Origin of the sequence: Mammaliicoccus sp. O-M54, from assembly GCF_022386035.1 — a bacterium.
GTDB classification, from domain to species: Bacteria; Bacillota; Bacilli; order Staphylococcales; family Staphylococcaceae; genus Mammaliicoccus; species Mammaliicoccus sciuri_A.
In genome coordinates this window covers 60,759-80,541 of sequence record NZ_JAJNJE010000010.1, presented here as the reverse complement: position 1 = coordinate 80,541, position 19,783 = coordinate 60,759, and the positions used below count along the sequence as shown (strand labels likewise).

Here is a 19,783-nt window from a genome sequence, read left to right as displayed (position 1 = left end):
TGCCGGGGTGGCGGAACTGGCAGACGCACAGGACTTAAAATCCTGCGGTAAGTGATTACCGTACCGGTTCGATTCCGGTCCTCGGCACCATATTAATATGCGCCCGTAGCTCAATTGGATAGAGCGTTTGACTACGGATCAAGAGGCTAGGGGTTCGACTCCTCTCGGGCGCGTAATGACCATTTTGGTTACGGGAAGTAGCTCAGCTTGGTAGAGCACTTGGTTTGGGACCAAGGGGTCGCAGGTTCGAATCCTGTCTTCCCGACTCTTTAAAAATTTACATATTAAATGGGGGCTTAGCTCAGATGGGAGAGCGCCTGCTTTGCACGCAGGAGGTCAGCGGTTCGATCCCGCTAGTCTCCACCATTTAAAAATAATACCATCATGGCGGCGTAGCTCAGCTGGCTAGAGCGTACGGTTCATACCCGTGAGGTCGGGGGTTCGATCCCCTCCGCCGCCATTAAAATTTTCAATATGATACATATTTTAAATTTTGGACCTTTAGCTCAGTTGGTCAGAGCAAACGGCTCATAACCGTTGGGTCGCAGGTTCGAGTCCTGCAAGGTCCATACTTATATATTGGAGGAATACCCAAGTCCGGCTGAAGGGATCGGTCTTGAAAACCGACAGGGGCTTAACGGCTCGCGGGGGTTCGAATCCCTCTTCCTCCGCCATTATATTTGTAACTTAATATTATTATCGCGGGATGGAGCAGTTCGGTAGCTCGTCGGGCTCATAACCCGAAGGTCGGTGGTTCAAATCCGCCTCCCGCAATAGCTTTAATGATGGTCCCGTGGTGTAGCGGTTAACATGCCTGCCTGTCACGCAGGAGATCGCGGGTTCGATTCCCGTCGGGACCGCCATTTTTTAAAAATTAATGTATGGCTCAGTAGCTCAGTCGGTAGAGCAAAGGACTGAAAATCCTTGTGTCGGCGGTTCGATTCCGTCCTGAGCCATCTTTTAACTTTTTGCCGGCCTAGCTCAACTGGTAGAGCAACTGACTTGTAATCAGTAGGTTGGGGGTTCAAGTCCTCTGGCCGGCACCATCTAACGGAGGGGTAGCGAAGTGGCTAAACGCGGCGGACTGTAAATCCGCTCCTTCGGGTTCGGCAGTTCGAATCTGCCCCCCTCCACCATTATTATTTTAATTTAATAGGGGCATAGTTCAACGGTAGAATAGAGGTCTCCAAAACCTTTGGTGTGGGTTCGATTCCTACTGCCCCTGCCATGGCGGCTGTGGCGAAGTGGTTAACGCATCGGATTGTGGTTCCGACACTCGTGGGTTCGATTCCCATCAGCCGCCCTTATTTTATATTAATGGGCTATAGCCAAGCGGTAAGGCAACGGACTTTGACTCCGTCACTCGCTGGTTCGAATCCAGCTAGCCCAGTAGTCTGGCGGCATAGCCAAGTGGTAAGGCCGAGGTCTGCAAAACCTCTATTCACCGGTTCAAATCCGGTTGCCGCCTCCATTAATAACTTTGCGGGAGTATTTCAACTTTTAGAATACATTCCTTCCCGGAATGAGATATAGGTGCAAGTCCTATCTTCCGCTCCATTATTATTAATACTTTTATTTATTAAAATGCGGGAGTATTTCAACTCTTAGAATACATTCCTTCCCGGAATGAGATATAGGTGTAAGTCCTATCTTCCGCTCCATTTATTTCTTCCATTGGGAAGATTTTTTTGTAGGATTTTTATTAAGCCGGTGTGGTGGAATTGGCAGACACGCGGGACTCAAAATCCCGTGTCCGTTGAGGACGTGTCGGTTCGAACCCGACCACCGGTATATATAATTAATGAAAAAGTCTTAAGCTAATCGCTTAAGACTTTTTTTGTTCTATTAAAGTTTAATAATGTAATCAATTCTCTTATCTTTATACATTTTACTTCTTGTCATTACTTGAGGGATATCATATTTGTTTTTCATACTAATTGCTTTTGATAGGCTCTCATCAGTACAAGCGACAATATCAATATTAGTAGTGTGTTGAAGTATTTCGACATAAATTTCTGAAGTAATATTGCAACCATCAATACCAACTTTTTGTTTGTTCATTTTAATTACCCCCTAATATATGTGATTGATTAAAGGATAATCTATGAAATGCATTTCATGTCAATGGTTTAATTTAAATACTGAGTTTCTTTTAATAAGTTTTGTTTCAAATAAATAGTTATTCAGTTTATCTTCATATAGTTGATTAAATAAACTTTTACCAATTTGGAAGAGGGGAATCTCTATTGTAGTAAGGTTTAGCAACTTGGAAATTTTGTGATTTTCAAAACCAATGATAGATATGTTTTTCTTTTGTTCGTCATTTAAACTAATAAACAATCCAGCAGCTGTGTTATCTCCAGAAACAACAATTGCTGTAGGTGGATTTTCTTTATTATCAATTTCTTGAGCAAGTCTTTGACCATCTTCTAATAATACAAAATTCTCAAATATATCTTGATCATTGAAGGGTAAAGCATTCTCACTGCAAAAGTCTTTATATGCTTTTATTCTTAAAATTGAACTAGTGCTATTTCTTCTATTTATGGCACATGCAATATGTCTATGTCCGTTATTGTATAGATGATTTAATGCTTGTTTGAAGGCGTTGTAGTGATCAATATATGTTGTTCTAAATTTGGAGTTTGAAATATTTTCGAATATAGAAATTGGTCCATACTCTATGTACTGTTCAACTATATTTAATGAAATATTCCTTGAACAAATAATAAGTGCGTCTATTTGTTTTAATTTTAACATTTCCAAAGCGTCAATTTCTTGATCAGTATCATAGGCAGTTTGGAATAAAACAATTTTTTTGTTTGCTTTAATCGCTTCTTCAGAAATACCTTGAATTAATTGTGAAAAATAGGGGTGATTAGAGAACGGTAATACAACACCTATTAAATTTGTTTTACCTTTTTTTAAATGAATTGCATTGATATTTGGTATATAATTTAATTCTTCTATAGTATCAAGTACTTTTTGTCTTTTTTCTTCATTAACATAAGGGTGGTTATTAATTACTCGTGATACGGTACTTGGTGAAACGCCAGCTCGTTTAGCTACTTCTTTTAAATTTGTCATTTACTTACCCCCTCGATTATACTTATTACTATGTTATTATTTTAGCATATAAGTTGAACTATATTTACAAAGATAAAGTAGGTGTAATTTATTAAACAGCAATTTTATGAATTAGAATGTGCACATTTGGATGCGAGTAATAGAAAGGATAAGTCGTTTATCTTAAATTTACTTGATGAAGATTTTAAAGAAATAGGTAAGTCTGGCAGAATGATATATAAACGAGATATTGAAGAGGGCACTTTACATACATTTGATTATGAGATTTCGGATTTTATAGTTGAAAAAATTCAAAAAGGTATTGTACTAACGACTTATGAATTAATCAATAAAACTGATCATATAACAACTAAGCGGAGTACATTATGGATTAGAAAACAATCTGAGTGGAAGATGAGATTCCATCAAGGAACAACAGTAAAAAAATGACTACAATTTTGTAGTCATTTTTTGTCTTTATTTCCGCTTTACTAATTCAGGCTCGAGATGATAGACATCAGGATGATTTTCTTTAGATTCAATAGCATTGATAAGGATATTAACTAATGTTTCAGCAATTTTCTTAGTAGGGACACCGACTGAATGAATCACTGTATCCATATGGTCAAATTGAGGTACGTTGTCGTATGAGTACACAATATGTTGATCTAGTGAATCTTTTAAAGTGTGCACGAGTCCTAAAGTAATATCGTAACTTCCGCAAATGATACCTTCTGGTAAAGTATGATTAGTCAAATATGACTTTAATGCAAAAAATGTATCTTCAGCTGATAGTCCTTTTGAATCAATCATATTATATTCAAGATTGTGTTCTTTACAATAACGTTCAAAAGTTTCTTTCTTTATAATTTGTCGAATATCATCAGTGTTGAGATCCCCAATATAGCAAATATTTGTTATATTATTTTGCATTAAATCATCTAAAGAAAGAATCATTGCTTGTTTATGATTAACATTTACAATAGGATATTCGAGCTCTCGGTCTGTACCATAAGCTACTACTGGGATATTTGAACTAATGATACTTGGTAGGGTAGAAGCTTCACCTTCATCAAATACGATGATGCCATCAAAACGTAATTCTAAAAATTTATGTGCAGCAGTTTCTACATCATCGATTGATACAGACATAAAATATCCAGTATTCTTTAAAAAGTTATTGATTTCTGAAACAAGAGTTGATACTGCAACTCTGTCTACTGATGGCCAAATGAGTCCAATTGTTTGGCTCTTGTTTGAGACTAAAGAGCGAGCGGAATTATTAGGAATATAATTCATTTCTTTTGCCTTTTGCTGTATGCGCTCTGTTGTTTCAGCAGTAACTAAAGGAGAATTTTTTAACGCTTTACTTACTGTTGAATAACTAACACCACAGGCATTTGCTATGTCTTTTAATGTTACAGCCATGTGAGTCTCCTTTAAATATTATTTCCTTTATTATACCATAAGCACACATTTTCTATAAATAACAACGTTGTTATTTTGTTTCATTTGATTTATACTTATCAATAAGTATTAAAGAAGTAGTCAATTTGATTACTTTTTTAAAATTAATGGGGGATGAGAGATGAAAAAAATTTTACTGTTAATTGTAAGCGTATTCACTGTTTTGTATGGATGCCAACAAAGTGACGCACAAGATAAAGATGTTAAGACTTTAACATTAGCACACAATCAATCAACAACACATCCAGTACATAAATCTTTAGAAGAATTTAAAAAAGAAGTAGAAAAGAAATCTCATGGCAAATTAAAAATTAAAATATATGCGAACGGACAACTTGGAAGTGAACGGGAAGCAATTGAGATGACACAAACAAATGCCATTCAATTTACAAAAGTGTCAGCAAGTGCACTTGAAAGTTTTTCTGAGTCGTATTCTTTATTTAGTATGCCATATCTATTTAAATCTCAAGATAGTTTCCGATCTATTATGAAAAAACCTGAAGTACAAAATTCGTTCTTTAATACGACTAAAGATAATGGGTTTGTAGGTATTACTTACTATGACGCAGGATTAAGAAATATTTATACAAAAGATAGAGAAATAAAGACGAATAAAGATTTACATGGTTTAAAAACTCGTGTTCAACCAAGTAAAACAAGTGTGCAACTTGTTAAGTCATTAGGAGGTACGCCAACACCAATGGCTTTTGGTGAAGTTTATACAGCACTTCAATCTGGTGTTATTGATGCAGCTGAGAATAATGAAACAGCATTGACTGACAATAAACATGGTGAAGTCGCAAAAAATTATTATAATACTGAACATGCTATAGTTCCTGATATTTTAATTATGAATAAGGATGCATACAATGATTTAACGAAAGAAGAAAAAGGATGGATAAAAAGCGCAGCAAGATCATCTACTGAAAAGCATGAAGTCATCTGGGATAAAGCCATTAAAGAGGCAATTAAATCAGCTAAAGAAGATATGAATGTGAAATTCCATGATGTAGATAAGTCTACTTTCAAAAAAGCTGTAAAACCTCTACAAGAAGAATTTAAAAATAATAAAGGAACAGAAAAACAATACAAATTGATTAAGGAGGCAGAACAAAATGAATAAACTAACACATTATATTGATAGAACTTTGCTTTCTGTGTCTGGTGTATTGATAACTGTGATGGTCATTTTATCAGTTTGGCAAGTGATAACAAGATATATATTGAACACGCCAAGTACGACAAGTGAAGAAATCATTCGCTTCTTGTTAATCTGGTTTGCATTGTTAAGTGCAGCATATGTATTTGGTAAGAAAAAACATATTGCCATTTTATTTATAAGAGAAAAGTTTCCACTTAAAGCACAGTTATTTATAGAAAGATTGACGAATATCATTATTTTATTAGTTGCTTTAATTTTAATGATATACGGTGGTATTAAAATTGTAGCACTTACTTGGACTCAATATGCACCAGCTACAGGTGTTTCAATGGCGCTAATGTATGGTGCGTTACCTATATCAGGACTTTTCATTGCTTTTTATTCAATTCGAGGCATTATAACAAATGAGTTACCTGAAAATGATGAAGGCGGTGAAGTGTAATGACAACAATTGCTGGAATCGTATTATTTGTATCTTTAGCAATATTTTTAGCATTTGGTATTCCAATCGCTATTTCAATTATTTTAAGTTCATTATTAACGTTAATACTTATTTTCCCGTTTGATGTCACAATACTTACTGCTGCCCAAAGAATGGTAACTGGTATTGATAACTTTACAATGCTTGCCATTCCGCTATTTGTACTAGCTGGAATATTGATGAATAACGGTGGTATTGCATTTAGATTAATTAACTTTGCGAAAGTGTTAGTAGGTAGATTACCTGGTTCTTTAGCACATACGAACATTGTAGGGAATATGTTGTTTGGTTCGATTTCAGGATCAAGTGTTGCAGCTGCTGCAGCAATGGGAAGAATCATGACGCCGATGGAAACAACACAAGGTTATAAAAAATCATATTCTGCAGCTGCCAATATTGCTTCAGCACCTTCAGGATTATTAATTCCACCAAGTTCATTATTGATTGTTTATTCACTTGTAAGTGGTGGGACATCAATTGCTGCATTATTTATTGCAGGTTACGTTCCTGGAATTCTATGGGGTCTAGGTTGTATGGTTGTTGCTTACTTTTTAGCTAAAAAACATGGCTATCCAGTTTCTGAAAAAGTGAGTTGGAAAGATAAATTATTTTTAACTTTAGATGCTATTCCAAGTTTACTATTAATTATTATTGTAATTGGTGGTATTGTAGCTGGAATATTCACAGCAACAGAGGGTGCAGCAGTCGCAGTTCTATATGCGTTTATACTGTCACTCATCTATAAAAATTTAAAAATTAAAGATATACCTGCGATTATTATAGAAACAGTAGAAATTACAGGTATGATTTTATTCTTAATTACAGCATCTGCATTATTCTCACTCGTTATGAGTTTTACAGGATTACCAGAAGCAATTTCTGGCGGTATATTATCATTAACTGAAAATCCAATTTTATTATTACTTTTAATGAATTTAATTTTATTAATCATCGGTACATTTATGGACATAACACCAGCAGTACTTATATTCACTCCAATTTTCTTACCGATTGCAGAAAGTATCGGATTAGATCCAGTTCATTTCGGTATAGTAATCGCATTTAACTTATGTATAGGTAATATAACACCTCCAGTAGGTAGTGCGTTATTTGTTGGTAGTAGTGTTGCAAATGTACGAATTGAAAGTGTCATTAAGACATTAATACCATACTTTATTATTTTAATTATACTGTTGTTATTAATTACGTTCGTACCACAATTATCGTTATTTTTACCAAAATTACTTGGGCTATAGGAAAGGTGAGTATTTATGAGTTTAATTAAAGAAAATTTTATTGTTCAATCTGAAAAAGGACAGGATTTATACAATATAGCTAAGGATATTCCAATTTTTGATTTTCATTGTCATTTAGATCCAAAAGAAATCTATGAGAATAAACCTTTTAATACGATTACTGAAGTTTGGCTAAAACATGATCATTATAAATGGCGTTTAATGCGCGCATATGGAATAGATGAGTCGTATATTACTGGAGACAAAACTGATAAAGAAAAATTCGAAGCATTTATAAGTTTATTGCCTAAAAGTATCATGAATCCAATGTACCATTGGTGTCATTTAGAGTTAGCAAGGTATTTCAATATCAATGAAAATTTAAATAAAATTGATAAAGAACAATTATATAATCAGTTAAATGAAAGTTTACAACAACCAGAATTTCTTCCAAGAAAATTAATAGAAAGAAGCAACGTCCAAATCATTTGTACAACTGATGATCCATGTGATGATTTGAAATATCATCAATTACTTCGTGAGGATAAGTCATTTGATGTTAAAGTATTACCAACATTTAGACCTGATCGTTATATCGCTTTAACGAAAGACAATGTAGAAGCATCTATTAATCAATTAGAAATTGCTACAGAAAGAAAAATAAATCATTTGGAAGAATATATTAATGCGCTCAATGAACGAATTGAATACTTCCATAAAAATGGCGCAAGAAGTTCTGATCAAAGCTTTGCTAAAGTACTTAAAGTGGATGTTACTAAAGACCAAGCTGAACAGTATTTTGAACTAATTAAGCAAGGTAAACACATAGATGAGGAAGATTTAAGTAGATTATCTGGATATATTTTAACCGAAGTAAGTAAAACGTATAAAAAATATAATTGGGTTGTACAGTTTCATCTTGGACCAGTGAGAAACAATAATACATTATTGTTTGAAGAAGTTGGTCCAGATGCTGGATTTGATAGTGTAGGTGATATGCTCAGTTCTTCTGACTTAAATAGATTTTTAGATCATTTAAATCAAAATGATGCATTATCAGATACAATTATTTATCCTAATAATGCAAATGATCACTTAATGGTGCAAGCAACAGCTGGAAACTTTACTTCAGATAAAGTCAAAGTGCAACTAGGTGCTGCATGGTGGTTCAATGATACTAAAGAAGGAATGGAACAACATTTAGTAGAATACGCAAATGTTGGATTGTTATCTACTTTCGTTGGTATGTTAACTGATTCAAGAAGTTTATTATCATATACAAGACATGAATATTTTAGAAGGATTTTATGTGAAATGATTGGTAAACGTGTGGAAAGAGGAGAAATCATTGATGATGATGAAATTCTTTCTGAAATTATTAAGGATATTTGCTTTAATAACGCCGTGTCATTATATAATATAGAAGGCGTAGATGCTATATAAAATTAGAGAACCTAAGACGATGTTGTCTTAGGTTCTTATTTATTTAGAACTTTAGATTTTCAATTGTTTTTAAATCATCTTGATAAACTGGTATCTCTGCGCCTTTTACTACAAATGTTGGAATATGTTGTAAAGTCGTTTTTACAGTTATTGTTTGACCGCCTTCAAACTGTTCGCCGCTATGAAAATCAATCCAACCTTTGTTGTTTTTAGGTAAATAGACTGTTCTTTCTAGTTGAGCTTTTTCTACGATAGGGGCAATTAACATATGCTCACCTAACATAAATTCTTCATTTTCTTCAAAAGTATTAATATCACTTTCAAATTGGTAAAAAGTAGGTCTAATAATTGGTTGATACGCCTCATGTGCACGTATAACTAATGACTGAAGATATGGTTTAAGCTTTTCGTGGAAGTGCATGGCTTGTTTAACTTCAGATAAGACTTCATTATGCATCCAAGGTTCATTTACAGAACCATCATCATTCCATGAGTGGATTGAAAATCTTGGATAATAAGCACCACATTGTACCCATCTTAAAAATAATTCTGCTTCTGGTTTATCACCAGAAAAACCGCCAATATCATGGCCAAAGTTATAAACACCAGATAGACTTAACCCAATTGCCATAGCATTATTATATTTTAATGTATGCCAACTCGTATAGTTATCACCTGTCCAAGTTTGAACGTATTTACTCATACCAGCTGCACCAGATCTACTTATGATATATGGATATTGTTCTTTATGATATTTTTGCTGTATCTCTCTTGATGCTTTCATCATTAATATAGGCATGATTGCTTTATAATCTTGGAAATTTGATTCATTTCCGAAACCATTTACTAGAGCTTTATCATCCCAAATTTCGAATTCGTTATTATCATTCCATGTGCAATTGACATGATTAGATAATAATTGTTGTTCTATTTTGGATTGCCACCATTTAATAGTGTCTTTATTTGTAAAGTCTAAGTAGTATCCTTTTTCATCCCAAAATTGTACAAGAAGCGGTTGGCCATTCATATCTTTAATAAATCCATCAAAGGCTAATACTTCATCTAGTAAAGGATGATCTGTAAGTAGGGTAGGTTTAATATTCGCAACTAATTCTACATTTTGATCTGTATAAGCTTTTCCAAAAGATTTTGGGTCTTTAAATTTATCATAATTCCAATTAAAAACGTATCTCTTATCATGAATAGATGTATAACCTGATGAAAGGTGGAAAGATCTAATCGTAATATTATGTCTATTACATTGATCTAGAAAAGATAACAGTCTTTCATCTGAATTTGGCAAATCTGTGTATTGCATTGTTGAGCCAGAATAAGACAAACTCCATTCAGGCATGAGTGTTGGTCTACCTGTTAAATGACTAAAACGCGTCGTTACTTGTTGAATAGTCGGACCGGCAATAACGTAATAATCAAGAAAATCCGATTTAGTTTCATAATATCTATAATGACCGTGATAATTATCTAACTCTTGTCCAAGATCTACAATAGAGTCTTGATAATCATCATAGAAGATACCAAATGATACATTTTCATCAGTTTTGTATGTGAGATAATAAGGAATATGTTTATAAAGAGGATCAGTCGTTTCAGCATTATAACCCATAGCATCTATATTTTTCATTCTGAATCGTCTGCCATGTTTATTCACTTTTCCGCTCTTTTCACCGAGACCAAAATACATTTCATTTTTATTTCTATTTAAATAATGACAAGTCGGATGATTTCTTGATATTTGATGTTGATAACTGCCTGTCTTACGGTCTTGCATAATTTTAATTTCTTTGTAAGATGAACTTAAATCATACCAACTACAATAGAAATCTTCTTTATCAATGATAAGTTTTAATGACTTTGTCTTAATTATAATATGGTGTTGTTCTTCTGAAATTTCATATTGTGGACATGAAAAGTTAGATTGATCATATCTAGAGAGACCTTCAAAAGGTAATTCAGTATCTCCAGGTGTAATGGTCCAAGTCGGCAAAGTGATTTTTTTCTCTGTAGAAGATTTAATATTGATTAAGTAATCTTCTAATATGCGGATTGTAAAGAAATGCTCGTTTTGCTTGTCACTGACTACAATTATATTTTTATCTTGTAAAATCATATTAAACATGTAAAAACCCTCCTATAACAACGTTGTTATTTAAACTATTACATTAAACTATACCAAAGTAAAGTAAAATAGTAAAAATAGCATTGTCTATAAAAATAAAGTCATATATCATTAATACATATTATTTCAGGAGGCATTTTATGGATAAACATTTCACAGTAAAGGAATTTTTCTTTAATATTTTAAATGGTATAGGTGTAGGCATTGTTATAGCATTAATACCTAACGCCATACTTGGTGTGTTATTTAGTTATTTATCACAGTTTCATCCCCTATTAGAAATGTTTAATCAAGCATTATTACTTATGCAGTTTGCGATGAGTTTTATTATAGGCATCGTTGTTGCACATCAATTTAAATTCCAAGCTACTGATGCAGTTATGATTGGCGCTGCAGGATTAATAGGTTCAGGCGCTGTGAAAATACAAAATGGTCAATTTATATTTGTAAGTATAGGGGATGTCGTCAATTTAATCGTTGTTTTAATTATCAGTTGTTACTTGATGATTAAATTGAAAGGAAAATTTGGTTCTTTAGATATGTTGATTATGCCAATTATTATTTCAGTTGTCAGTGGATTTATAGGTATGTTGACACTTCCATATGTTAGTAATGTGACAAAAGGAATCGGCAAATTAATAGAACAATTTTCTACATTGAATCCTTTAATGATGTGTATATTGATTGCGATTACTTATGCATTATTAATGGTAACGCCAATTTCAGTTGTAGCAATTGCTACTGCGGTCGGTTTAAATGGTTTAAGTTCAGGAGCTGGCAATATGGGGATTGTTGCAGCATGTGTGACTTTCTTAATGGGGTCATGGAAAGTAAACGATAAAGGTATCAATATCGTACTTATCATCGGAGCTGCTAAAATGATGATTCCTGTATATTTCAAAAATCCTATCATCGCAGTACCATTAATCATAAATGGACTAATGAGTGGATTACTCACTTATTTCGTCGGCATAAAAGGTACACCAATGTCTACTGGATTTGGTTATACCGGATTTGTTGGACCAGCAAACGCATTAAAATTTATGGAAGGATCAGTATTTTTAAATATATTAATACTAGGCGTAGCATATTTCGTCATACCGTTTGTATTTGCATATATTGTACATAAAGTTTGTTTGAAAATACTTCCAAAATACAATCAAGAAATGTTTTTATTTAAAGAGAATAATTAGAATGTAGAGTAGGCTGAGACAAGAAAAATGTCTCAGCCTTTAAATATGTCTGAATACTGGTGCCGTTAAAAGCAGTTTGGATAGAAGTGCAAATACTGGGTTCGTTATTAGCAAGTTTGGATAGAAGTGCAAATACTGGTACCGTTATTAGCAAGTTTGGTGAGAAGTGCAAATAAGGAGACCAGTAATTACAATTCTCAGTAGTTTTGTAATTAAGGCTGTCCATAGTAACAATTCAGCCGAGTTTTGTAATTATGGCTATCCATAGTAACACTTCAGCTGACTTTTGTAATTAACACCCCCGTTATGAACAAGTTTGGTGAGAAGTGTTCACAAGCCCGTCGTTATGAACAAGTTTGATGAGAAGTGTTCACAAGGCCATCGTTATGAACAAGTTTGACCAGAAGTGTTCACAAGACCGTCGTTATATACAAGTTTGGCAAGAAGTGTTCACAAGGCCATCGTTATGAACAAGTTTGGCGAGAAGTGTTCACAACACCCCCGTTATGAACAAGTTTGGTGAGAAGTGTTCACAAGCCCGTCGTTATGAACAAGTTTGGCGAGAAGTGTTCACAAGGACGCTAATTAGTAACACTTCTTATTAGATGTATTATTAACCACATTGCATACATACACTTTTAATTGTAAGAATATTATGAAAAAGAGATTGTTTGTTTTCATAAAGTGTTGTAGAATTAATCATTATTTATTTTTTACTGAAAGGAAGTACGAATTATGCGATTTAAATTATTTAATATAAGAGAAGATGAAAAGCCTTATGCATATCAGTGGGGTCAAACTAATGGTCATGAAATTGAATGTACGGAAGAGGATTTAACTTTAGATAATGTCCATACTTTATCGTCTTTTGATGGTGTGAGTACTCAACAGCTATTTAAGTTTGATGACAGAATATACGAAGCACTTAAAGATGTTGGTATTAAACAAATTGCTGGTCGTGCGGCTGGGTTTGATATGTTTAATTTAGATGAAGCTGCTAAACATGATATAAAAATTACAAATATTCCTTCATACAGTCCAAATGCAATTGCGGAATTTGCAGTTTGTAGAGCTTTAGAATTAATAAGAAACATTAATAAAATAAATAAAAAAGTAGAACATCAAGATTTTACTTGGGATGAAACAGTAATCGCTAAAGAACTAAGAAGTATGACGGTACTGGTTATAGGTGTTGGTAGAATAGGTAAAGTGTCAGCACAATTATTTAAAGGATTTGGTGCGGAAGTGATCGGTTATGACCCATATGATCAATCGTTGAGCGATATTGAATATGTACAAAGTTTACAAGAAGGATTATCTAAAGCCGATTTAATCACATTACATGTTCCAGCAAATGAAGAAACAACACATATTATTAATGAAGAGACGATTAAATATATGAAAAATGGTGCATATTTAGTGAATACAGCTAGAGGTGCGACAGTGAAGACTAATGATGTCATTCAAGCATTAAATAGCGGTAAATTACATAGTGTCGCTTTAGATGTATATGAGAATGAGTTTGCATATTTCTCATATGATTATACAGACAAAGAAATTGAAGATCCTACTTTAAAAGAATTGATGTCACGTGACGATGTATTAATTTCACCACATATTGCATTTTATACACATACAGCCGTACAAAATATGGTTGAAATTTCATTAGATAGTGCACTTGAAGTTATCACAACTGGATATAGTGAAAATGAAGTTCAACTAAGTAAAGTATGAATGAACGTTCGTTCATACTTTTTTTATAAAAAGCTATTGCATAAAATTTCATAAATGCGTATAATAATGAGTATTATTAATTCAGGAGGTAACGAATTTGAAAAGAAATGTATTTACTAAAGTAGTTATAGCAACAATTTGTTTACTACTTACAATTCCTTATTTAGCCCCCATAAAGTCACAAGCTGCAGAAACTGATCAATGGGATAAAGCTAAAGAACGAGGCGAGTTAAGAGTAGGCTTATCAGCAGATTATGCACCTTATGAGTTTGAGCATACTAAAGATGGTGAACGTGAATATGCTGGGATAGATATAGAACTTGCTAAAAAAATTGCAAAAGACAATGATATTAAACTTAAGATTGTGAATATGCAATTTGATAGTTTACTAGGTGCTTTAAAAACTGGAAAAATCGACATGATTATTTCTGGTATGGCTCCAACTCCTGAGAGAAAGAAACAAGTTGATTTTTCTGATGATTATATGGAAGTTAACCAAAGAATGATTATACAGAAAAAAGATAAAGACAAATTAAAAACGATTGATGATTTTAAAGGAAAAATGGTCGGTGTGCAAAAGCAAACGACTCAAGAAGAATTGGCAAAAACAGAAATGCCAGAATCTCAAGTTAGCTCATTAACGAGAGTACCGGAAGTTATTATGTCACTTAATTCTGGAAAGGTAGACGGCATGATTATTGAAGGACCTGTTGCTGATGCATATTTAGAGAAGAATCCTAATTTAACATATTCAGATGTTACATTTTCAGATGCAGACAAGACAACAGCTATTGCATTACCGAAAAACTCACCTGAATTAATGAAGAGAGTTAATAAGAGTGTTAAAGAAGTTCGTGACAATAATTTGATTAAAGACTATCAAGATAAAGCAACTGAAGCGATGTTCGATGATGGTTCTTTCTTCAGTAAATATGGTTCATATTTCTTACACGGTGTAGGGTATACGATTTTATTATCATTCTTAGGTGTAGTAGCAGGGGCATTAATTGGTTGTTTCTTAGCACTTATGAAATTAAGTAATAGTAAAATATTTAAATCGATTGCTTCAGTTTACATTGAATTTATAAGAGGCACACCATTACTCGTTCAAGTATTTTTAGTTTATTTCGGTACAACAGCAGTACTTGGATTAGATTTATCAGCATTAATTTGTGGTATTATCGCACTCATCATTAACTGTAGTGCTTATATTGCAGAAATTATTAGAGCTGGTATTAACGCAGTAGATAATGGCCAAATGGAAGCGGCTAGATCATTAGGATTAAATAAATCGCAAGCAATGACTAAAGTTATCTTGCCACAAGCCATTAAAAATATTTTACCTGCATTAGGTAATGAATTTGTAACAGTTATTAAAGAATCTTCTATAGTTTCTGTTATCGGCGTAAGTGAATTGATGTTTAATGCTCAAGTTGTTCAAGGGGCATCATTTGATCCATTTACACCATTATTAGTAGCAGCAGTATTGTACTTTATCTTAACGTTTACGTTATCTAGAGTGATGTACTTTGCTGAAAGGAGGTTTAGTGTAAGTGATTAAAGTTAACGATTTACACAAATCATTTGGTAAAAATGAAGTATTGAAAGGTATTAATTTAAATATTGAAAAAGGGGAAGTTGTTGCGATTATCGGCCCATCTGGTAGTGGTAAAAGTACGCTTCTTAGATGTTTGAATTTATTAGAAGAACCTTCCTCTGGACAGATCGTATTTGAAAATAATGATTTAACAAATACGAAAGGTGCAAAGTTGGATCAATTAAGACAAAAAATGGGCATGGTTTTCCAAGGTTTTAATCTTTTTCCACATAAAAAAGTAATCGAAAATATTACACTAACACCTTTAACTTTGAAAAAAGGACAAAAATCCGAATTAGAAGATCAAGCTAAACAATTACTTAAAAAAGTTGGTCTAGAAGATAAAGCAAATGTTTATCCTTCTAAATTATCAGGTGGACAAAAGCAACGTGTAGCGATTGCTCGTGCGTTAGCGATGAACCCGGCAGTTATTTTATTTGATGAACCAACTTCAGCTTTAGACCCCGAAGTTGTTGGTGAAGTATTAAGTGTTATGAAAGATTTAGCCAAAGAAGGTATGACAATGGTCGTCGTAACACATGAAATGGGATTTGCTAAAAATGTCAGCGACCATGTGATATTTATGGATGAAGGTATTGTTCAAGAAGAAGGTACACCTGAACAAATATTTGATAATCCTCAAAACGAAAGAACGAAACAATTTTTATCTAAAGTATTATAATACTAAAAATAGAAGAGGTGTTTTCGTGTTAGATATAGGTATAGTCGGTGGTAGTGGATACGGTGCAATAGAATTGATGAGATTATTAAATCAGCATAAAGAAGTGAACATCAAATATGTATTCTCACATTCGAAATCTGGTCAAGATATTAAGGAAACATATCCACATTTACAAAATAATATTATTGAACAATTCACAAGTTTAGATGTAGAAACAGTGCAATGTGATTTAATATTTTTTGCGACCCCCTCAAATGTGAGCAAGAATTTTATTCCTAAGTTAATAGAACGTGGTATTAAAGTAATCGATTTATCTGGTGACTTTAGGTTGAAAGACCCCACAATTTATGAAAAATATTACGGAGAAAAGCCAGCTCCTCAGAGTGTATTGGATGAAGCGGTGTATAGCTTGCCTGAGTGGTCAAATGTAGATGGATCATCGATACAAATTATTGCAAACCCGGGTTGTTTCCCAACTGCAATACTCTTATCTTTACACCCTCTTTTAGAAAGTGACTTAATTAATAAAGACACGATTATAATAGATGCTAAAACTGGTGTTTCAGGTGCTGGTAGAACATTAAGTCAAAATGTTCATTTTGGCGAAGCGAATGAAAACTTTTCAGCTTATAAATTAGGTTCCCATAAGCATACACCAGAAATTGAACAATATTTATCACAAGTCTCGAAATCAGACATAAAAGTGACATTCACACCTCATCTCGTTCCTATGACAAGAGGTATATTGGCTACTATTTATGTAGATTTAAAAGATCAAACAAGTGAAGAAGCATTACATCAATTATATAAACAGAAATATGATGACAAACCATTTGTTCGTGTAAGAGACCTTGGCGAATTCCCTACAACAAAAGAAGTTCTAGGCAGTAATTACTGCGATATAGGTATTTATGTTGATGAAGACAGACAAAAAGCTATTATCGTTGCAGTTATAGATAATCTCGTTAAAGGTGCAAGTGGTCAAGCAATTCAGAACATGAATAGATTATTTGGATTTAATGAAGATGAAGGATTAAATTTATTACCAATATACCCATAGAATAGGAGGAATTTGATGTTAGATAAGACTGAAGAATTAATTGACTCTGAAATGATCGTTATAGAAGAAGGTGATGTCGCATCACCTAAAGGATACATTGCTGGCGGCATGCATGTCGGCTTACGTAGAGAAAAGAAAGACTTTGGTTGGTTATATTCATCAGTTCCAGCTAATTGTGCAGCGGTATATACACAAAATGCTTTTAAAGCAGCCCCATTAAAAGTCACTGAAGAAAGTATTAATGTTGAACACAAACTTTCTGCAATTGTTATTAATTCTGCCATCGCAAATGCTTGTACAGGTCAAAGAGGTTTAGATGATGCAAAGCAAACTCAAAAATGGATTTCATCTAAACTACAATTACCTGAACATCAAATCGCAATTGCATCAACAGGCTTGATTGGCGAATTTTTACCTATGCAAAAAATTGAATATGGTGTGAATAATATTGATATTCTCAATAATGCACATTCTTCTGATTTTAATGAAGCTATTTTAACAACTGATAAAGAGACTAAACATATAGCAGTACAAATTAAAATTGATGATGAAGTGATTACGATTGGCGGTTCATGTAAAGGGTCGGGCATGATTCATCCAAATATGGCTACAATGCTTGGCTTTATGACAACAGATGCAAATGTTGAATCTGAAGATTTGAATGGCTTACTAAAAGAATCTGTTGATGAAACGTTTAATATGATTACAGTCGATGGTGATACAAGTACAAATGATATGGTTATACTTTTAGCTAACGGTGAAAGTGGTCAACATACATTAACTAAATCACATCCAGAATGGGAAAAGTTCGCCCAAGCTGTCCAATATGTGAGTCAATTTTTAGCTCAAAGTATTGCGAGAGATGGTGAAGGTGCGACGAAGTTAATCAAAGTTAATGTCAAAGGTGCTAAGACGAAAGCTCAAAATAGTGCAATTGCAAAAACGATTGTAGGTTCAAGCTTAGTGAAAACTGCAATACACGGTGCTGATCCAAACTTTGGAAGAATCGTAACATCAATTGGTTATGCAGATCATACTGTAGATACTAACGAAGTAGACGTTTGGCTTTGTGGACATTTATTAGTCAGTAAAGGTATGAATGTAACATTTGATGAGTTAGATTTAAAAGCTAAAATGGAGCAAGATACAATTGAAATAGAAGCGAAAGTTGGAAATTCTCATCATTCATCTACCGCTTTCGGATGCGATTTGAGTTATGATTACGTAAAAATTAATGCATTATATAGAACTTAATAGGAGGTCATTAAGTGAAGTATGCAGTCATTAAAATTGGTGGAAGTATATTAAGCAACTTAAGTCAAACGATAATAGAAGATATACTTACTTTAAAAAGTCAAAATTATATGCCAATCATCGTCCATGGTGGCGGCCCGTTTATTAATAGACAACTAACTAAAATTGGTATTGAAAGTAAATTTGTAGATGGCTTACGTGTTACTGATGAAGAAGTGTTACTTCAAACTTCAAGTACATTGATAGGTGAAGTCAATCCACAAGTTGTGTTTCAAATTAATCAACATGACTCATTAGCATTAGGCATAAATGGCATTGATATGAATTTATTTGACATTAAACCATTAGATACTAAATATGGATTTGTAGCAGAATGTACATCCGTTAATAAAGTAACATTGGCTAACATATGTTTAAATAGTATTCCAGTTATTGCACCAATCGGTATCGATAGAAATACAGGACAAAGATATAATATTAATGCAGATAGTCTTGCATATAAAATAGCGAGTGAAATGGAAGGCGACTTATTCTTAATAAGTGATATTCCAGGAGTACTGATTAAAGATGAAGTACAAAGCCATTTAAGTATCAATGATATTCATAATTATATAGAAACAACTGAAATATATGGCGGTATGATTCCTAAAGTTACTGGTGCAATTTCTGCAATAAAAGAAGGCTGTAAAAGCGTCAAGATTATTTCAGGGTCATCAGACCATGCATTATTAAAAAGTTCTCATTCAAATAAAATAGGTACAACAATTATATTATAAAGTAAAAAATCCGACAGCGTTTTTGAGCACTGTCGGATTTTTTGTTCCCTTATTAGCAGATTTAGCTAGAAGTGCAAATAGTGATGCCGTTATTAGCAGATTTAGCTAGAAGTGCAAATAAGGAGCTCCTTGTTTACATTTTAGCCGAGTTTTGTAACTAAGGAGGTCCATGGTAACAATTCGGCTGAGTTTTGTAACTAAGGCGGCCCATAGTAACACTTCAGCCGAATTTTGTAACTAACGCCCTCGTTATGAACAAGTTTGGGCAGAAGTGTTCACACGGCCCCCGTTATGAACAAGTTTGGGCAGAAGTGTTCACAAGGCCCTCGTTATGAACAAGTTTGGTCAGAAGTGTTCACAACAGCCCCCACCAGAAACAAGCTAAATACTGTCTTGCCATACCATTTGCCACACAGTATATGAAAGCAATTTTTTATATACTTATTTAATTGAATTAATACGAATACCGTAAATTTATTTATTAAATGTGTTAAAA

Annotated in this window: 16 protein-coding genes and 18 tRNA genes; 30 read left to right on the top strand and 4 right to left on the bottom strand. The window is 33.4% G+C overall.

Going from position 1 to position 19,783, the window contains the following annotated elements; translation table 11 throughout:
- Position 1: 1 nt before the first annotated feature.
- From LQ673_RS13695 to LQ673_RS13610, 18 genes are all read left to right on the top strand, one after another.
- Positions 2-90 (top strand) — tRNA-Leu (locus LQ673_RS13695).
- 9 nt (positions 91-99) lie between these two features.
- A tRNA-Arg gene (locus tag LQ673_RS13690) sits at positions 100-173 on the top strand.
- Positions 174-191: 18 nt separating this feature from the next.
- Positions 192-265 (top strand) — tRNA-Pro (locus LQ673_RS13685).
- A 25-nt stretch (positions 266-290) separates the two neighbouring features.
- Positions 291-366: transfer RNA gene (locus LQ673_RS13680), tRNA-Ala, on the top strand.
- A 20-nt stretch (positions 367-386) separates the two neighbouring features.
- Positions 387-460, top strand: a tRNA-Met gene (locus LQ673_RS13675).
- Positions 461-495: 35 nt separating this feature from the next.
- Positions 496-569: transfer RNA gene (locus LQ673_RS13670), tRNA-Ile, on the top strand.
- A gap of 12 nt (positions 570-581) precedes the next feature.
- Positions 582-674, top strand: a tRNA-Ser gene (locus LQ673_RS13665).
- A gap of 26 nt (positions 675-700) precedes the next feature.
- Positions 701-774, top strand: a tRNA-Met gene (locus LQ673_RS13660).
- 13 nt (positions 775-787) lie between these two features.
- Positions 788-863 (top strand) — tRNA-Asp (locus tag LQ673_RS13655).
- Positions 864-883: 20 nt separating this feature from the next.
- A tRNA-Phe gene (locus LQ673_RS13650) sits at positions 884-956 on the top strand.
- 14 nt (positions 957-970) lie between these two features.
- Positions 971-1,046, top strand: a tRNA-Thr gene (locus LQ673_RS13645).
- A gap of 6 nt (positions 1,047-1,052) precedes the next feature.
- A tRNA-Tyr gene (locus LQ673_RS13640) sits at positions 1,053-1,136 on the top strand.
- A gap of 18 nt (positions 1,137-1,154) precedes the next feature.
- Positions 1,155-1,228: transfer RNA gene (locus LQ673_RS13635), tRNA-Trp, on the top strand.
- 2 nt (positions 1,229-1,230) lie between these two features.
- Positions 1,231-1,303 (top strand) — tRNA-His (locus tag LQ673_RS13630).
- A gap of 15 nt (positions 1,304-1,318) precedes the next feature.
- A tRNA-Gln gene (locus LQ673_RS13625) sits at positions 1,319-1,390 on the top strand.
- Between the two features lie 6 nt (positions 1,391-1,396).
- Positions 1,397-1,471: transfer RNA gene (locus LQ673_RS13620), tRNA-Cys, on the top strand.
- 11 nt (positions 1,472-1,482) lie between these two features.
- Positions 1,483-1,557, top strand: a tRNA-Gly gene (locus tag LQ673_RS13615).
- Positions 1,558-1,706: 149 nt separating this feature from the next.
- Positions 1,707-1,791 (top strand) — tRNA-Leu (locus LQ673_RS13610).
- A 54-nt stretch (positions 1,792-1,845) separates the two neighbouring features.
- Here LQ673_RS13610 and LQ673_RS13605 read toward each other — a convergent pair.
- On the bottom strand, positions 1,846-2,061 hold the full coding sequence (locus tag LQ673_RS13605) for a hypothetical protein (protein ID WP_049320845.1): 216 nt from the start codon (positions 2,059-2,061) through the stop codon (positions 1,846-1,848).
- Between the two features lie 60 nt (positions 2,062-2,121).
- Positions 2,122-3,087, bottom strand: a complete 966-nt coding sequence (locus LQ673_RS13600; RefSeq protein ID WP_191836414.1) for a LacI family DNA-binding transcriptional regulator — start codon at positions 3,085-3,087, stop codon at positions 2,122-2,124.
- Between the two features lie 90 nt (positions 3,088-3,177).
- Between LQ673_RS13600 and LQ673_RS13595 the strand changes: the two genes are divergently transcribed.
- Entirely contained in the window at positions 3,178-3,516 is a 339-nt protein-coding gene (locus tag LQ673_RS13595) for a nuclear transport factor 2 family protein (RefSeq protein WP_126477928.1), read from the top strand.
- 27 nt (positions 3,517-3,543) lie between these two features.
- Here LQ673_RS13595 and LQ673_RS13590 read toward each other — a convergent pair whose 3' ends face one another.
- Positions 3,544-4,494: a LacI family DNA-binding transcriptional regulator gene (locus tag LQ673_RS13590; protein ID WP_126477929.1), complete on the bottom strand. Its 951-nt coding sequence runs from the start codon at positions 4,492-4,494 to the stop codon at positions 3,544-3,546.
- Between the two features lie 160 nt (positions 4,495-4,654).
- Between LQ673_RS13590 and LQ673_RS13585 the strand changes: the two genes are divergently transcribed.
- The 4 genes from LQ673_RS13585 to uxaC are packed head-to-tail and all read left to right on the top strand — an operon-like array spanning position 4,655 to position 8,854.
- Positions 4,655-5,656 carry a TRAP transporter substrate-binding protein gene (locus LQ673_RS13585; RefSeq protein WP_037589743.1) on the top strand — a complete coding sequence of 334 codons (1,002 nt, stop codon included), beginning with the start codon at positions 4,655-4,657 and terminating at the stop codon, positions 5,654-5,656.
- Positions 5,649-6,137, top strand: a complete 489-nt coding sequence (locus LQ673_RS13580; RefSeq protein WP_025904787.1) for a TRAP transporter small permease — start codon at positions 5,649-5,651, stop codon at positions 6,135-6,137. Before LQ673_RS13585 ends, LQ673_RS13580 begins: the two co-directional genes overlap by 8 nt.
- Positions 6,137-7,432, top strand: coding sequence for a TRAP transporter large permease (locus tag LQ673_RS13575; RefSeq protein ID WP_126477930.1), 1,296 nt, complete (start codon positions 6,137-6,139; stop codon positions 7,430-7,432). The genes LQ673_RS13580 and LQ673_RS13575 overlap by 1 nt, the downstream gene beginning before the upstream one ends.
- A 15-nt stretch (positions 7,433-7,447) precedes the next feature.
- Positions 7,448-8,854: a glucuronate isomerase gene (gene uxaC, locus LQ673_RS13570; RefSeq protein ID WP_126477931.1), complete on the top strand. Its 1,407-nt coding sequence runs from the start codon at positions 7,448-7,450 to the stop codon at positions 8,852-8,854.
- A 43-nt stretch (positions 8,855-8,897) separates the two neighbouring features.
- Here uxaC and LQ673_RS13565 read toward each other — a convergent pair whose 3' ends face one another.
- On the bottom strand, positions 8,898-10,991 hold the full coding sequence (locus LQ673_RS13565) for a glycoside hydrolase family 31 protein (RefSeq protein WP_191836413.1): 2,094 nt from the start codon (positions 10,989-10,991) through the stop codon (positions 8,898-8,900).
- A gap of 140 nt (positions 10,992-11,131) precedes the next feature.
- Here LQ673_RS13565 and LQ673_RS13560 point away from each other — a divergent pair, with 140 nt between their 5' ends.
- From LQ673_RS13560 to argB, 7 genes are all read left to right on the top strand, one after another.
- Positions 11,132-12,184 carry a PTS sugar transporter subunit IIC gene (locus tag LQ673_RS13560; RefSeq protein ID WP_037589740.1) on the top strand — a complete coding sequence of 351 codons (1,053 nt, stop codon included), beginning with the start codon at positions 11,132-11,134 and terminating at the stop codon, positions 12,182-12,184.
- Between the two features lie 735 nt (positions 12,185-12,919).
- Positions 12,920-13,918 (top strand): D-2-hydroxyacid dehydrogenase, encoded by a 999-nt coding sequence (locus LQ673_RS13555; RefSeq protein ID WP_191836412.1) that lies wholly within the window; start codon positions 12,920-12,922, stop codon positions 13,916-13,918.
- A 97-nt stretch (positions 13,919-14,015) separates the two neighbouring features.
- On the top strand, positions 14,016-15,479 hold the full coding sequence (locus LQ673_RS13550; RefSeq protein WP_037589738.1) for an ABC transporter substrate-binding protein/permease: 1,464 nt from the start codon (positions 14,016-14,018) through the stop codon (positions 15,477-15,479).
- A complete protein-coding gene (locus LQ673_RS13545; protein ID WP_191836411.1) occupies positions 15,472-16,197 on the top strand; it encodes an amino acid ABC transporter ATP-binding protein in 726 nt (241 codons plus the stop codon). Before LQ673_RS13550 ends, LQ673_RS13545 begins: the two co-directional genes overlap by 8 nt.
- 25 nt (positions 16,198-16,222) lie before the next feature.
- Positions 16,223-17,257 carry an N-acetyl-gamma-glutamyl-phosphate reductase gene (gene argC, locus LQ673_RS13540; protein ID WP_191836410.1) on the top strand — a complete coding sequence of 345 codons (1,035 nt, stop codon included), beginning with the start codon at positions 16,223-16,225 and terminating at the stop codon, positions 17,255-17,257.
- A gap of 15 nt (positions 17,258-17,272) precedes the next feature.
- Positions 17,273-18,511 (top strand): bifunctional glutamate N-acetyltransferase/amino-acid acetyltransferase ArgJ, encoded by a 1,239-nt coding sequence (gene argJ / locus LQ673_RS13535; RefSeq protein WP_191836409.1) that lies wholly within the window; start codon positions 17,273-17,275, stop codon positions 18,509-18,511.
- 14 nt (positions 18,512-18,525) lie between these two features.
- Positions 18,526-19,287, top strand: coding sequence for an acetylglutamate kinase (argB, locus tag LQ673_RS13530; protein WP_191836408.1), 762 nt, complete (start codon positions 18,526-18,528; stop codon positions 19,285-19,287).
- Positions 19,288-19,783: the final 496 nt, after the last annotated feature.

Bases quoted from the DNA above. Each gene is read 5' to 3' on its own strand.
- LQ673_RS13605 (WP_049320845.1), bottom strand. From the start codon at position 2,061: ATGAACAAACAAAAAGTTGGTATTGATGGTTGCAATATTACTTCAGAA.
- LQ673_RS13600 (WP_191836414.1), bottom strand. From the start codon at position 3,087: ATGACAAATTTAAAAGAAGTAGCTAAACGAGCTGGCGTTTCACCAAGT.
- LQ673_RS13590 (WP_126477929.1), bottom strand. From the start codon at position 4,494: ATGGCTGTAACATTAAAAGACATAGCAAATGCCTGTGGTGTTAGTTAT.
- LQ673_RS13585 (WP_037589743.1), top strand. From the start codon at position 4,655: ATGAAAAAAATTTTACTGTTAATTGTAAGCGTATTCACTGTTTTGTAT.
- LQ673_RS13580 (WP_025904787.1), top strand. From the start codon at position 5,649: ATGAATAAACTAACACATTATATTGATAGAACTTTGCTTTCTGTGTCT.
- LQ673_RS13575 (WP_126477930.1), top strand. From the start codon at position 6,137: ATGACAACAATTGCTGGAATCGTATTATTTGTATCTTTAGCAATATTT.
- uxaC (WP_126477931.1), top strand. From the start codon at position 7,448: ATGAGTTTAATTAAAGAAAATTTTATTGTTCAATCTGAAAAAGGACAG.
- LQ673_RS13565 (WP_191836413.1), bottom strand. From the start codon at position 10,991: ATGTTTAATATGATTTTACAAGATAAAAATATAATTGTAGTCAGTGAC.
- LQ673_RS13560 (WP_037589740.1), top strand. From the start codon at position 11,132: ATGGATAAACATTTCACAGTAAAGGAATTTTTCTTTAATATTTTAAAT.
- LQ673_RS13555 (WP_191836412.1), top strand. From the start codon at position 12,920: ATGCGATTTAAATTATTTAATATAAGAGAAGATGAAAAGCCTTATGCA.
- argJ (WP_191836409.1), top strand. From the start codon at position 17,273: ATGTTAGATAAGACTGAAGAATTAATTGACTCTGAAATGATCGTTATA.